Annotated in this window: 13 protein-coding genes; 9 read left to right on the forward strand and 4 right to left on the reverse strand. The window is 39.9% G+C overall.

What is annotated here, in order from left to right:
* Positions 1–56 precede the first annotated feature (56 nt).
* A complete protein-coding gene (locus IHV09_RS02370) occupies positions 57–1,724 on the reverse strand; it encodes a serine hydrolase domain-containing protein (RefSeq protein WP_231618107.1) in 1,668 nt (555 codons plus the stop codon).
* Positions 1,725–1,942: 218 nt separating this feature from the next.
* On the opposite strand from IHV09_RS02370, the gene mraY reads away from it, so the two are divergent.
* Complete coding sequence (gene mraY / locus IHV09_RS02375; RefSeq protein WP_197190613.1) at positions 1,943–2,893, forward strand: phospho-N-acetylmuramoyl-pentapeptide-transferase; 951 nt, start codon at positions 1,943–1,945, stop codon at positions 2,891–2,893.
* A gap of 325 nt (positions 2,894–3,218) precedes the next feature.
* Here mraY and IHV09_RS02380 read toward each other — a convergent pair whose 3' ends face one another.
* Both IHV09_RS02380 and IHV09_RS02385 read right to left on the reverse strand, forming a co-directional pair.
* Complete coding sequence (locus tag IHV09_RS02380; protein ID WP_370568949.1) at positions 3,219–4,397, reverse strand: endonuclease; 1,179 nt, start codon at positions 4,395–4,397, stop codon at positions 3,219–3,221.
* Positions 4,398–4,609: 212 nt separating this feature from the next.
* Entirely contained in the window at positions 4,610–5,152 is a 543-nt protein-coding gene (locus tag IHV09_RS02385) for a GNAT family N-acetyltransferase (protein ID WP_197263527.1), read from the reverse strand.
* A 115-nt stretch (positions 5,153–5,267) separates the two neighbouring features.
* On the opposite strand from IHV09_RS02385, the gene IHV09_RS02390 reads away from it, so the two are divergent.
* Complete coding sequence (locus tag IHV09_RS02390; protein WP_197190611.1) at positions 5,268–5,612, forward strand: winged helix-turn-helix transcriptional regulator; 345 nt, start codon at positions 5,268–5,270, stop codon at positions 5,610–5,612.
* Positions 5,605–5,787: a cysteine-rich CWC family protein gene (locus IHV09_RS22755; RefSeq protein WP_197263528.1), complete on the forward strand. Its 183-nt coding sequence runs from the start codon at positions 5,605–5,607 to the stop codon at positions 5,785–5,787. The genes IHV09_RS02390 and IHV09_RS22755 overlap by 8 nt, the downstream gene beginning before the upstream one ends.
* Positions 5,788–5,820: 33 nt before the next feature.
* Here IHV09_RS22755 and IHV09_RS02400 read toward each other — a convergent pair whose 3' ends face one another.
* Positions 5,821–6,882, reverse strand: a complete 1,062-nt coding sequence (locus tag IHV09_RS02400) for a DctP family TRAP transporter solute-binding subunit (RefSeq protein WP_197264121.1) — start codon at positions 6,880–6,882, stop codon at positions 5,821–5,823.
* 95 nt (positions 6,883–6,977) lie between these two features.
* Between IHV09_RS02400 and IHV09_RS02405 the strand changes: the two genes are divergently transcribed.
* From IHV09_RS02405 to IHV09_RS02430, 6 genes are all read left to right on the forward strand, one after another.
* Positions 6,978–8,597, forward strand: coding sequence for an ATP-binding protein (locus IHV09_RS02405; RefSeq protein ID WP_197263529.1), 1,620 nt, complete (start codon positions 6,978–6,980; stop codon positions 8,595–8,597).
* A complete protein-coding gene (locus IHV09_RS02410) occupies positions 8,569–9,252 on the forward strand; it encodes a response regulator (protein ID WP_197127157.1) in 684 nt (227 codons plus the stop codon). The genes IHV09_RS02405 and IHV09_RS02410 overlap by 29 nt, the downstream gene beginning before the upstream one ends.
* Before the next feature lie 207 nt (positions 9,253–9,459).
* Positions 9,460–10,731, forward strand: coding sequence for a C4-dicarboxylate transporter DctP (gene dctP / locus IHV09_RS02415; protein WP_197263530.1), 1,272 nt, complete (start codon positions 9,460–9,462; stop codon positions 10,729–10,731).
* Between the two features lie 88 nt (positions 10,732–10,819).
* Positions 10,820–11,884, forward strand: a complete 1,065-nt coding sequence (locus IHV09_RS02420; protein WP_197263531.1) for an NAD(P)H-dependent flavin oxidoreductase — start codon at positions 10,820–10,822, stop codon at positions 11,882–11,884.
* Positions 11,885–11,982: 98 nt separating this feature from the next.
* On the forward strand, positions 11,983–12,231 hold the full coding sequence (locus IHV09_RS02425; RefSeq protein WP_191752959.1) for a phage holin family protein: 249 nt from the start codon (positions 11,983–11,985) through the stop codon (positions 12,229–12,231).
* A 154-nt stretch (positions 12,232–12,385) separates the two neighbouring features.
* The gene (locus IHV09_RS02430; RefSeq protein ID WP_197263532.1) at positions 12,386–12,724 is read left to right on the forward strand and encodes an RNA polymerase sigma factor; all 339 of its coding nucleotides are present in this window, start codon (positions 12,386–12,388) and stop codon (positions 12,722–12,724) included.
* The last annotated feature ends 162 nt before the right edge of the window (positions 12,725–12,886 follow it).

Below are 12,886 nucleotides of genomic sequence, written 5' to 3' on the forward strand. Positions count from 1 at the left end.
AATAATAATACAGGGTAAAGCAGTTCCGCCGATTAAAGCGAAACTGCTTTCTTGTTTTACCAACCGCGCTCTATCCAATCGTTTTGAACGATTGTTAATCGCTTCTTCTTTCCTCGACGATCACTTCCATATACATCATCTACATACCATCCTCTACCGTTTACAGAAGCATCGGTTTCATAGAGAAAGCGTACAAACTTTGTTCCTTCAGGGAGCTTTACTTTTTCGCGATCCCAAGTTTCTTCTTTTCCAGTATATGTGTTCGGAAGTGTTGTCCACGTTTCTTTGTCACTTGAAACTTGAACGGAACCTTTGTCACTTCCATCTTCAATACTGAACCAATGGTTAAAATGAAGAGTATCCTGATTTTTATCGACTTCAAATGTTAGTTCTTTTTTCAGGTTATCGCCATATCCGGCAAACCAAGCTTTATCTCTGTGATGAAGCGGCACTGAGATCGCATCAGCTGTTAGTTGTGCGACTTTGCGTCGTATCGGATTCATAGAGACCGTCGCTCGAGATGGGTGGACGCGATTCGTTAAAGTCAGTACAATCGTTTTATTCTTTGGTGAGACAACCATTGAGGTTCCGGTATATCCCGTGTGACCTAATGTTTCTTCATTGCTGAGAGCATCCATGTACCACCCTTGATTTAATTCCCAGCCTAGTCCGTGTGAGTTTGTTGGAAACTGTGGCAGCTGGTTTTCTGTTAATAAGCTAACCGTTTCTGGCTTAAGAATCTGTGTTTTACCATACTTTCCATTCTGTAAAACCATATGGCCGAAAATAGCGAGGTCTTTAGCGGTGGAAAAGACGCCGGCATGTCCTGCAACGCCATCTAAACTCCACGCGTTCTCGTCATGCACACTTCCCCAGACCATGCCGCGGCCGATTGCTGGCTGATATTCAGTAGCAGCGATTCGGTCACGAAGATCTGCCGAAGGGTTGTACATCGTATCTTTCATTCCGAGCGGCTCGGTGATGTTCTTTTTTACATAGTCGTCGAGACGTTGACCTGACAGTCTTTCAACTAAAACACCTAGAGTGATTAAATTTAGGTCACTGTATGTATACGTTGTTCCAGGCTCATTCTTTAAGCCGTATTTTAAGGCGATCTGCAGTCGTTCCTCGCGATTTGCTCCCATACTGTATAGAGGAATCCATGCAGTAAACCCTGAAGTATGCGTCATGATCTGCCGGATGGTTACGCTCTCTTTTGCGTTTTCATTGAACTCTGGAATGTATTTTCCGACAGGGTCATCTAGATTGAATTTTCCTTGTTCATATAGCTTCATTGCAGCCGTTGTGGTGAAGAGTTTGGAGATCGAGGCAATATCGAAAATAGTGTCTTTTCTCATCTCAACAGGATGATCCATTTCTGTGAACTGATCGTCTATGTAGCGAGCGGAATAGCCATATGCATCATGCTTTGCGATACTTCCACTTCTGGCGATGAGAACGACAGCGCCTGGCATGGTTCGTTTCTCAATCTCACTTTCAATAAACGGACCGATTTGCTCTAGTGGTTCTCGTTTTAGTGAAGCTCTTTCTGGTGTTCCCGGATGTAGAACAGGTGATGATTTAGAGGGCTGGTTCCAGTCACCGTGGTGCGTTCGATTATAATGTTGGGAGGAGGAGCCCTCTGCAAAAATGGCAGGAGTAAAACTGGATAACAACATGGCTGTACTAAGCATGGTACAAACTAAAACACGTTTTCCTCTCATAAGTCATTCTCCTTATTCTGAATATTCTTACACTTACTTACAGTAGCAATCTGGAGAAAAGGTGTCTATCACTCGGAAGTCCCACAGCATTTTGTACTAGTTAAATTGTATAGAAATTGTAGGGGGTCAGACCCGGGTCAGACCCCCTACAATTTAAAGGAACTTTTCATCTTTTCTCGAATAGTTACAGTGGAGAAAGAAGAGAGGAGACCAAAATCGTGCTGTTACAACTAACACCTGCTTTTATCACGTTTTTGTTAACCGTAATATTTGCGCCTCTGTTAATTATGACGTTAAAAAAACTTAAACTCACACAGCCCATTCGAGTAGAACTTCCACAAGATCATCAGGAAAAGAAGGGAACACCCTTAATGTTAGGAAGTGTGTTTTTTGTAGGGATTTTCGTCGCGCTTTTTTCCACGACAAGTCCAATCATGCTCTTTTTAGTGGCAACCTTTATACTGTTTAGTTTTATTGGTTTTCTAGATGATTTTTGGAAAGCTTCAAAACAAGATCCTGGCGGGGTATCGGGAAAAACAAAGCTAAAATTTCAGTTCGCATTCACCATTCTTCTCTTATATGTCGGCATCGATCTTTTTAACATTGATACAAGCATACGGGTAACAGAATCTTTTAATATTGTTTTTCCGTATATCATCTATTTAATTTTAATTACACTGTTTATTGTCGGGACAGCGAATGCGATCAATTTTACGGATGGTATGGATGGACTTCTAGGCATGGTTGCAATACCTACATACTTCTTTTTCTTTGTAATCACTGAGTATACGGAAGTGAAAGTCTTTTGCTTAGTGATGATCGCTACAATTCTAGGTTTCTTAATCTATAATTTGTATCCCGCAAAGGCGTTCATGGGTGATACGGGATCACTCGCCATTGGAGGAACCTTATCGTTTCTTGCCATCATCGAAAACGTAGAGATCTTAATTCCAATCCTGTTTATTATCTATCTCGCAGAACAGCTTTCTGTCATCATACAAGTTGCTTATTTTAAACGAACAAAAAAGAAGTTGTTCCGGTTCACACCCATACATTATCACTACGGTATAAAATATGGATGGTCAGAAAATATGATCGTAACCGTGTTTGCGATGGTTTCTTGGGCGGCTTGTGGCATTTGTTTGATGTATTATGAGGTATTTATGTAGAGAGAGTGACACAATTTGGTGTGTCATTCTCTTTTTTTTTTGCTGTTGTGTGTTTTTGGAGCGGAATTTTAATCTTTATGTAGATATCGTATAAACTTGGCAACTTATCTCTATACAGGGTTGGGTATCTGCGCCACTAACTAGAACTTATCGGATTAATCCTTGAAATATCGGTGTTATTCCCACGAGTTTCATCAATAATCCACCGAATTTTGAACATATATCAGCGAGTCGACATCTTTCGATAAAAATAACTAGTTGGATACCCTCGATCTCCCTAAACACAAAAAAAGCCCACCGAAGTGAGCCCTTCTAACACATATTCCTACCAAATTTCCTCAGCCCATTCTGGGTGATCGATGAACGGGTTACGATTATGCTGATAATCTTCGTAGATGATGTTGTTTCGGTTTCGCTCCCAGTTATCAACCGGATCCTCTAAGTGCCATTGCAGCAACACAGACATCTTACCGTGATAAGGAGCCGTACCATTATTAACGTTGTTGTTCAATTCTAGTTGTGGTTCACCGCTGTCCCCTTCATAACGAACAGCCATGTAAAACAACATGCGGGCAACGTCGCCTTTTACTGCATCACGTGGTTCCCATGAGTCGCTGTCGTAATAGTTGCCAAGTGCCTCAGAATGCTGCGAGCCGCCATTATCAAAATCAAGGTTTCCGCGAGAGCTGTTTACACTTACATCAGTTGGACGCAAGTGATGGATATCCGTACCTGGACCCATCGCTGTTCCAAAGTCTCCATGTGATTTTGCCCAAACGTGCTCACGGTTCCAATCGTTTACGTTCCCACCGTTAGTGGTTTTGCTCTGCGAACGGCCGGTGTATAGAAGGATGACATTGTTGCTGTTGTTTGGATCTTGATCGGTTACTTTAAGTGCGTTCCATACGGCATCATAAGAGAGTTCAGTATGATCGTCGATAATATTGTGAAGAGCCGTCTTTAATGCTGCGCCAGTTTTTCCTTGAGCAGGATCATAATACGATTCATCAAAAGTTGGTGGGTCAGTAGGATCTGTAGGCGGATCTGTAGGTGTTGTACCAGATGCTTTCTCCATAGCTGTTGGATCTTTTAGGCCAGCATGCGAGAAGTAAGCCGCTAGACTGCCTGTTACTTTAATGGATTGACCTTTTAAAGTAGGGTTTGTTTTTAGACCAAACTGTGATCGGTAAGATGTTGGAATCTGAACATAAACCATATTAGCTGTGTTTGTTTCAGTGGGATTGTCTGCTAAAGCAAGTGCATAATCATTTGGATAATTGCTTGTTACTACGGTTGTTGTTGCAGTAGGTTGTCCTACTACATAACCTTGAACAGTCTTTGCAGAATTGTTCTGATTCGAGATACTTTGAGAAACTGAATAAGGACTTGACCACGATCCATCTCCAGCCGCTTGAAGAGCTGGAATAAATGCTAACGTGCTGACCACTAACGCAATTAATACTGAGAAAAGCGAAAGAAACTTTTTGTTTTCATGCCTTTTCATCATCAACGCCTCCACCCATTTAATTTTTACACCTTGCACTTTGTATTTCTAGTTGTTTCACATATTTCAAAATGTTGGTGAAACAGGTTTTATTCTACAATACTTTTATTAATTTCATTTTACAGATTTGTAAAACGAGAAAACTAGCTACAAAGGGAGGAACTAAAGAGGCGTTGAAAAACAGTTATATGGACCTAATAAATGAAAAGAAGTTAATTACTTCTTACTTTCTTACTGCGTAGAACCGAGATGAAACCGCCTAATATCTCATGACTGACTGTAAATCCTTTACGTTGATAAAAGGATAATGCGTCATCGTTCCCATTGGAAACGTAAATAAAGTAATCATCCACTTCATCAAAAAGAGAAAGCCAGTTCATAGACATGTTAAATAATTTAGAACCCACTCCATATTGTCTGTACTCATCCTTAATATAAAACTGGGAAAGGCAACCGACGGCTTCTTTCTGAACGGAATTCATATCAAAAAAGGTGGCAAAATCGTTGCGATACACCTCTTTCGGAGAAATGTTAACATATACATATCCAACAGGTTCATTTTTATCTTTGACTACGACGATATAGTTATGCATTGCTTTACGCATGGATGGAATCAAGCGCGTTTCAAAGTTCATGGAGTCAAATAATTCAGGACTTATGTCGGCTTTTGATTTTTGATACTTCATGAGCTCGTTACAGAGTTCTCGGCAAACCTCGATCTCATGTTCAGGAATAATCTCGTATTTTAATTCCATATTAATCACTCCCTACGTTGTTCATTACGCTATAATTTTATTACATAGAAAAAGGAAAACAAGTATGCAGTAATTTCTTACTAAGTCAGTAAAAACTGAGTAAAGGAGCCGGAAAATGAGTGAGGAAGGATATAAAAGAAAAGAAGATTGCCCGTTAACCTTTGCTCTAACACTAATCGGTAGTAAATGGAGACTCCCGATCATATGGGCATTGTGGAAAAATAAAAGAATTCGTTATAACGAACTGAAGCGTCAGGTAGATGGAATCACAAACATGGTTTTATCTCAGTCTTTAAAAGAGATGGAAAAACAAGGTCTGATCGTGCGAACGCAATTCATGGAAATACCTCCTAGAGTGGAATATTCATTAACAGAGGCAGGAGAAGCTTTAATACCATCATTAAAATCTTTGGCAGAATGGGGAAAAGAGATGCAGATAAAGGTGAAAGCTCATGTCTGAGTGCCCGTTATGTAAGGGAGATAATGTCTGTGCAATTTCAAACGGAAAGAACCCAGAAACGTGTTGGTGTATGAACGTTCAGATTCCAGATCAACTTCTTGAATTTGCTGCTTCAAATCGTGAAACATGTATTTGCGAAAACTGTGTGGAGAATTGGAACAAAAAGGGGTGCTGATAATAAGTGATCAGCACCTAGGTTTTTTACAGGTTAAAAGTCTTTATATGAGTCTCTTAACTTTAACATCTTGGAAAGTAAATCTTCTCCAATCTCACTTTTGAAATCTCGGTACACAGTCTCCCAACGATTCGCCCACTCTCTTTTTTCTTCTTTTGTCAGATAATGAATATCAATTGAAGAGTTTTTCTCAATCAATGCAAGCTGTTCTTCGTTCATCGCGAAGGATTGAGTCTGGTTCCAGGAAGTGGATTCGTTCAAAGCTTCAGATATAATGTTCTGTTGCTTGCTACTAAGGTTTTTCCAATACTCACCATTCATGATTACGGCATAACCTAAAAATCCATGATTGCTTATCGTAAGGTGGCTTTGTACATCAAAGAACTTTTTAGAATAAATATTAGAGATCGTGTTCTCCTCACCGTTCAATTCTCCAGATTCCAATAATCTGTACGTATCGTTAAAATCCAATCCAACGGCTTTAGCTCCGACTTCATCAAATTGATTCTGGAGCACTGTACTAGGCATGATTCGCAAGTTTTGCCCTTTTAGATCATCGGGGTGAACGACTGGCCCGTCGTTTGTTGTAATCTGTTTAAAACCATTGATCCATAACGTTAGGCCTTTCATATTTTTCTCTTCTAGTGACTGAAGCAGCGTGTTCCCAATGTTTCCGTTTAACGCCTTTATAATACTTTCGGAAGTAGGCATGGCATAGGGGAGATCAAGAACTTGCCATTTTGGTGAAAAAGAGCTTAGTTTTGTAGTAGCTGGTGCGATCATCTGTACATCACCACGCTGCAGAGCTTCGAGTTCTTCTTGGTCGGAATAGAGTCCACCGTTTGGAATTACTTCTATTTTTATCTGACCACCTGATTTCTCGTTTACCCGTTTTGCAAAACGCTGTGCAGCGAGGCCTTTCGGTGTGTTCTCTGCAACCACGTGACTGAACTTGATGACGACCTGGTCCTTTATTCCTTTTTGATCATCGTCAAAGGGAAGTGTTCCTTCTGACATTTTTGCATGAAAACCAATCCAGATCGATACTGCTAAACCTACGATTAGTATCAGCGCGATCCCAATGAACGATTTCATCATGAATTACCCCAAATCCGTTACTTTTTTAAATAGTCTAACATATTGAAGTTGGAATGATACAATAGGAACAATGAAAAGGAGGATGCTAGTAAATGACGATAAAACGATTACCCATTCGAACAAAAATAATGATACTTACGTTGGGAATCGTGCTCTATGCTATCCTTATCGGCGGAGTCGTCATAATTGGTAAGATCCTCGATATCCAAGAAGAAGAGCTCGGTAAGCGGGCAATGATTACTTCACGCACGGTAGCGCAGCTTCCTGAAGTGAAGAAATACATTCAAGTAAATAAGGGCTGGAACGAGATAGAACCAGTCGTTGAAAAGATTCGTGTCATTAATGAAGCAGATTATGTCGTGGTCATGGACATGGATCATATTCGGTATTCCCATCCTGTTAAAGATATGATTGGTACGGTGTCTAAAGGAAGTGATGAAGGTGCAGCGTTTGCTGACCATACGTTTATTTCAAAAGCTAAGGGAGAGATGGGTACAGCCGTAAGGGCGTTTGTTCCTATAAAAAATGATGAGTTGGAGCAGATCGGCGTTGTGGTGGTCGGTCATGTGATTCCAGGATATTATGAAGTGTTTCACGATCTGACGGATGAGATGACCCTCATCCTACTCTTAGTTCTCTTGTTTGGTGTGATCGGATCCTATCTGTTAGCTCGTCATCTTAAACAGCAGATGTTCTATTTGGAACCGCACGAGATCGTTCGAATGTTTGAAGAAAGAACAGCAACGTTCCACTCCATGCATGAAGGTGTGATTGCCATTGATAATCAGGAACACATCACGATCTTTAATGATAAAGCTAAAAGTATATTCTCCGTGAGTGGAGACGTCGTAGGAAGGCAGATTCGTGAAGTGATTCCAGATACTCGTCTGCCAGAAATTATAGAACTAAGTCGTCCTGTTTATAATCAAGAGATTCGTGTAAGTGGTAAGGTCATCATGAGTAATCGTGTGCCGATAAAAGTGAAGGACCAAATTGTTGGAGCTGTTGCTATTTTTCAAGATAGAACAGAGGTTGCGAAAATGGCGGAAGAACTGACAGGTGTAAAGGCATTTGTGGAGGCGCTGCGTGTTCAGAACCATGAACACATGAACAAGCTTCATACGATTGCAGGGCTTCTGCAGTTAGGAAATATGAAAAAAGCGATGCAGTATGTTTTTCAAATATCAGAAGAAAAAGGATCACTCACTCGTTTTTTAAATCAAAGGATTAAGAATGAGAGTCTAGCAGGTCTATTGTTAAGCAAAGTCGGACGTGGTAAAGAGCTCGGAATAAAAGTGGTCATTGATAATGAAAGCTTACTAAAAACGTTTCCCGATCAGCTTGATCAGCATGATTTTGTTACGATTATTGGTAATTTGATAGAGAACGCGTATGATGCTCTAAAAGGAATGCGGGATGGCAGGATTGATGTTTCCATCGCGCAGGATTCTGAAATATGTGCCATTTTGGTTGAAGACAACGGTTGTGGAATGAGTCAGGAAGTTCAGCAACACATGTTTGAAAGAGGATATACGACAAAAGGAAACAACGGGTCTGGAATTGGGTTGTACCTGATTCGTCAGATTGTAGAAAAAGGTAATGGAGAGATAGAAGTAACATCACACGCAAATCAGGGAACAAGTTTTGTTATCGTATTTCCGATGAATGGTAGAGGTGAAGAAGATGAGGGAGATAAAGGTTCTATTGATTGAAGATGATCCGATGGTCTTAGAAATCAACAAAGCGTTTATAGAAAAAGTGAAGACATTTAAGGTAATTGAGACGGCATCAAATGGAACAGAAGGGCTGAAGCTGATAAAAAAACATAAGCCAGATCTCGTCGTGCTTGATATCTACATGCCAGAGCAGGATGGTGTCGAGACACTTCTACAGATCCGAGCGGAAAAAATTCAGGTAGATGTAATGATTATCACTGCTGCAAATGACTTAGAGACGATTCGTTCTATGATGCAGAACGGTGCGTTCGATTATATTATCAAACCGTTTAATTTTGAGCGCATTGAAAAAGCATTAAGTAAATATAGAACGTATCACTCTACAATGTCTCCATCAGGAACCGCTACACAAAAAGATCTGGATAACCTCTTCTTTTCTGAAATACGCGAAGTTCCTGCTACGATGGAACTTCCTAAAGGATTAAACGAGCTTACGCTAAAACAGATCGGCAGCTTTATAAAAGTACAAACAGAGGCCAAGTCCGCAGAAGAGGTAGCTGAAGGAATAGGAATCGCACGAGTGACAGCACGAAGATATCTCGATTATTTAGTGAAGAGCGGCACGATTCAAATGGACATTCAGTACGGTACTGTTGGAAGGCCAGTGAATCGTTATCTTCTTAAAAAATAGTTCAAGACCAAAAAGACCAAAACGTCCAATAAGTTCTTAATATTCTAACAAAAGACTGAAAGCGTTATCATTACCTTTACAAATGATAACGCTTTTTTCTATGGCTTGTTTAAATTGTGTGGAAATTGTCTGGGGTCTGACCCCGGGTCAGACCCCAGACAATTTAATTCTTAGAAGTTCATTTTCAAACTCGAAAGGAGAAGAACAATGAAAAAGTTATTTAAGAACTTAACGTTTCAGGTTTTAACGGCTATCGCCGCAGGTGTACTAGTAGGACTCTTCTGGCCAGATTTCGGGAAACAGATGAAACCTGTAGGAGATACATTTATTAATGCCGTCAAGATGGTGATCGCGCCAATTATCTTCTTAACAATCGTACTTGGCATCGCGAAAATGGGTGACATGAAGAAGGTAGGTAAGGTGGGAGGTAAAGCTTTCATTTACTTTGAAATCGTTACGACTCTCGCACTCGTTATTGGGTTGATCGTTGTTAACGTGTTAAAACCTGGAGCGGGATTAGACTTTGATAAGCTGGAAAAGGGTGATGTTTCACAATACACGTCTGAAGAAGGCGGTAAGATTGATTGGATCGAGTTCGTTACACATATCGTTCCAAGCAACATGGTCGATGCATTTGCTAAAGGTGATATTCTGCAAGTACTATTCTTTTCCATTCTATTTGGTGTAGGACTTACAGCACTCGGGAACAGTGGGAAGATCATTATCGAGTTCTTCGAAAAGTTACTCAACGTCTTTTTCAAGATTGTCGGATATATAATGAAAGCTGCGCCACTTGGTGCGTTCGGTGCTATGGCGTTTACAATAGGAAACTATGGTCTAGAGTCACTCGTACCGCTCGGCAAGTTAATGATTGCGGTTTACACGACAATGTTCTTCTTCGTTTTTATCGTATTGAATCTGATCTGCAAGATGTATGGATTTAGTCTGTGGAAGTATTTGAAATTTATAAAAGAAGAACTCTTAATTGTACTTGGAACGAGCTCTTCAGAATCTGTATTACCAAGAATGATGAACAAGATGGAGAAGTTTGGATGCTCGAAGTCTGTTGTAGGTCTTGTTATTCCAACCGGCTACTCTTTTAATTTAGATGGAACGTCCATCTACCTCTCGATGGCAGTCGTCTTTTTAGCTCAAGTTTTTGGTATCGATCTCAGTATCACGCAGCAGCTAACGATCATCGCTGTACTTATGCTAACGTCAAAAGGTGCAGCAGCCGTTACAGGTGGCGGATTCATCGTTCTTGCGTCAACGCTAACAGCTATGCAAGTTATTCCTGTTGAAGGACTAGCACTGCTATTAGGAGTTGACCGCTTCATGAGTGAAGCGCGTGCCATTGTGAACTTAATCGGAAACGGAATTGCAACGATTGTTGTATCCAAAAGTGAAAATGAGTTTGATGAAGGTAAAAGTGAAGAGGCCATTCAGGCGATGTACGAAAATAGAAAAATTGCGGTATAACGTTGGAAGGAGCTTTGGTCGAAACAGACTAATGCTCTTTCTTTTTGATATGCTTATTTAAAAGATAAGAAATGGAGGAAGTTAACTTATGATCTGTAGCATGCTCAATATTAATTATCCTATTATACAAGCAGGCATGGCAGGTGGACCGACAACACCTGAATTAGTAGCAGAAGTAAGTGAAGCGGGAGCATTAGGTACACTAGGTGCAGGATACATGACTCCTCAACAAATTGAAGTTGCGTTACGAGAGATTCATCAACTTACACAATCCCCAATTGCGGTTAATTTATTCCTTCCCCAGACTTATGAAAGAGATGAGAATGCCATTCTAGCGATGCAGCAATACTTGAATACTTACCGCACAAAACTTGGGATTCCTAAGATTAATAACATTCCAGACATGGAGGATCTATTTGAAAAACAACTCGCTACAGTGATGGAAGCAGGTGTGAAAATAGTAAGTTTTACATTTGATGCACCGACTAAGAGATTAGTAGAGAAATTACACGCTTCAGAAATCATAGTTATCGCAACAGCAACTTCTGTTAAAGAAGCGGTTCAGCTTGAGTCCAATGGTGTAGATCTTATCGTTGCACAAGGTGCTGAGGCAGGTGGACATAGAGGGACTTTCTTAAATGTTGAAAATGAATCTATGATTGGTACAATGGCCCTCGTTCCACAAATGGTAGATGCTGTTTCCTGTCCGGTTCTAGCAGCGGGAGGCATCATGGACGGCAGAGGAATGGCGGCAGCACTAGCTTTAGGTGCCTCAGCCGTTCAGCTGGGTACAGCATTTTTAACAGTAAAAGAGAGCGGAGCGAACAATATTCATAAAGAAGCCATTCTAACTAGTAGCGAAACAGACACGAAAATCACGAAAGCTTTTTCTGGAAAAAGTGCGAGAGGTTTTAAGAATAAGATGATGGTAGAATTGGAGAGTCGTATAGAAGTTGATCTGCCTCCATATCCATTGCAGCACATATTAACATCTGATATTAGAAAAGAAGCAGCAAAGCAAGGAAATAAAGAGATGATGTCGATGTGGGCCGGACAAGCATCAGGTCTAGCGCAAGTGAGATCTGCGAGGAATTTGGTAGAAAATTTGGTTGATCAATGTGATAAAGCACTCCAAAGAGCTTCATTGAATTGAAGTTTTCCTTAAACAGCTAAGGAAAATGGTCTTTTTTCATCCGAAATATAATAAGATTTGTATAAGTTATACAAATTTTATCGATTGGGGTGAAAATCATGGATTTTATGACCGATTTTGCGCCGTACGTTGGTTTAGCTGTGATTTTATATGCAATTCGTCATACGGATCGGTTTTCGAATAAGTATATCCCCATTGTTGCTGTTGTATTAGGTGTTCTTTATGCTTTTTGGGAAGCTGGTGGAGCTACACCAGAGGCTACATTGATCGGATTAAAATATGCACTTTTAGGAATAGGAACCGTCGCAGGTATAAAATATTCATTAGAGCAAAACTTAAAAAAATAAGAGTAAACAATAACAGTGCTAAAAATACAGCGCTGTTTTTTTGTTGTACAAAAGCTATATAATTATTTGACTGAACGTGTATTAAATGTTTAACATATTTAACTTATGGGAAATGAAAAATATCAAAGGAATTAAACAGGAGGGTGTTGCTATAATGAACATACGACATGACCTTGAGAGTAAGGGTTTAAGCCGATTGCTCCAAAAGGATACAAAAGCTTTAAAACAGATGGTCGATTCATATAGCGCACTACTATTTCAAGTTGCCCTCCGAATTACAGGTGATAAGCAAGTAGCTGAACAGATTCTGTGCGAAGTATTTCGTGACTTATGGGAAAATCCAAACCATTACACCAAAGTGAAAGACAAATATATTTCAAGTTATTTAATAAAATTATGTAAATTAAAGTGTGTTAATCGCGAGGAGGTACATATTACTCGGTTATTGTCTAAAAAGTCAAAAAATTATGTTGCGCATAATGCGACGATCTGATATTATAAAAACGCTTACAATAATATAAATAGTAATGGAGAAAATACAAGATCTGTACTTTTTCTATTCTACTTAAATGATGAATGAACGCTCTGCACGAGTATGTAGAGCTTTTAGGCAACATTCTACAAAGACTTATTTGAGAAAATAAGTACTTTTGAA

The sequence above is a fragment of the Fictibacillus sp. 23RED33 genome, assembly GCF_015903925.1.
GTDB classification, from domain to species: Bacteria; Bacillota; Bacilli; order Bacillales; family Fictibacillaceae; genus Fictibacillus; species Fictibacillus phosphorivorans.

Coding starts and splice junctions, on each gene's coding strand:
- IHV09_RS02370 (WP_231618107.1), bottom strand. CDS start 1,724: ATGAGAGGAAAACGTGTTTTAGTTTGTACCATGCTTAGTACAGCCATG.
- IHV09_RS02380 (WP_370568949.1), bottom strand. CDS start 4,397: ATGAAAAGGCATGAAAACAAAAAGTTTCTTTCGCTTTTCTCAGTATTA.
- IHV09_RS02385 (WP_197263527.1), bottom strand. CDS start 5,152: ATGGAATTAAAATACGAGATTATTCCTGAACATGAGATCGAGGTTTGC.
- IHV09_RS02390 (WP_197190611.1), top strand. CDS start 5,268: ATGAGTGAGGAAGGATATAAAAGAAAAGAAGATTGCCCGTTAACCTTT.
- IHV09_RS22755 (WP_197263528.1), top strand. CDS start 5,605: ATGTCTGAGTGCCCGTTATGTAAGGGAGATAATGTCTGTGCAATTTCA.
- IHV09_RS02400 (WP_197264121.1), bottom strand. CDS start 6,882: ATGAAATCGTTCATTGGGATCGCGCTGATACTAATCGTAGGTTTAGCA.
- IHV09_RS02405 (WP_197263529.1), top strand. CDS start 6,978: ATGACGATAAAACGATTACCCATTCGAACAAAAATAATGATACTTACG.
- IHV09_RS02410 (WP_197127157.1), top strand. CDS start 8,569: ATGAGGGAGATAAAGGTTCTATTGATTGAAGATGATCCGATGGTCTTA.
- dctP (WP_197263530.1), top strand. CDS start 9,460: ATGAAAAAGTTATTTAAGAACTTAACGTTTCAGGTTTTAACGGCTATC.
- IHV09_RS02420 (WP_197263531.1), top strand. CDS start 10,820: ATGATCTGTAGCATGCTCAATATTAATTATCCTATTATACAAGCAGGC.
- IHV09_RS02425 (WP_191752959.1), top strand. CDS start 11,983: ATGGATTTTATGACCGATTTTGCGCCGTACGTTGGTTTAGCTGTGATT.
- IHV09_RS02430 (WP_197263532.1), top strand. CDS start 12,386: ATGAACATACGACATGACCTTGAGAGTAAGGGTTTAAGCCGATTGCTC.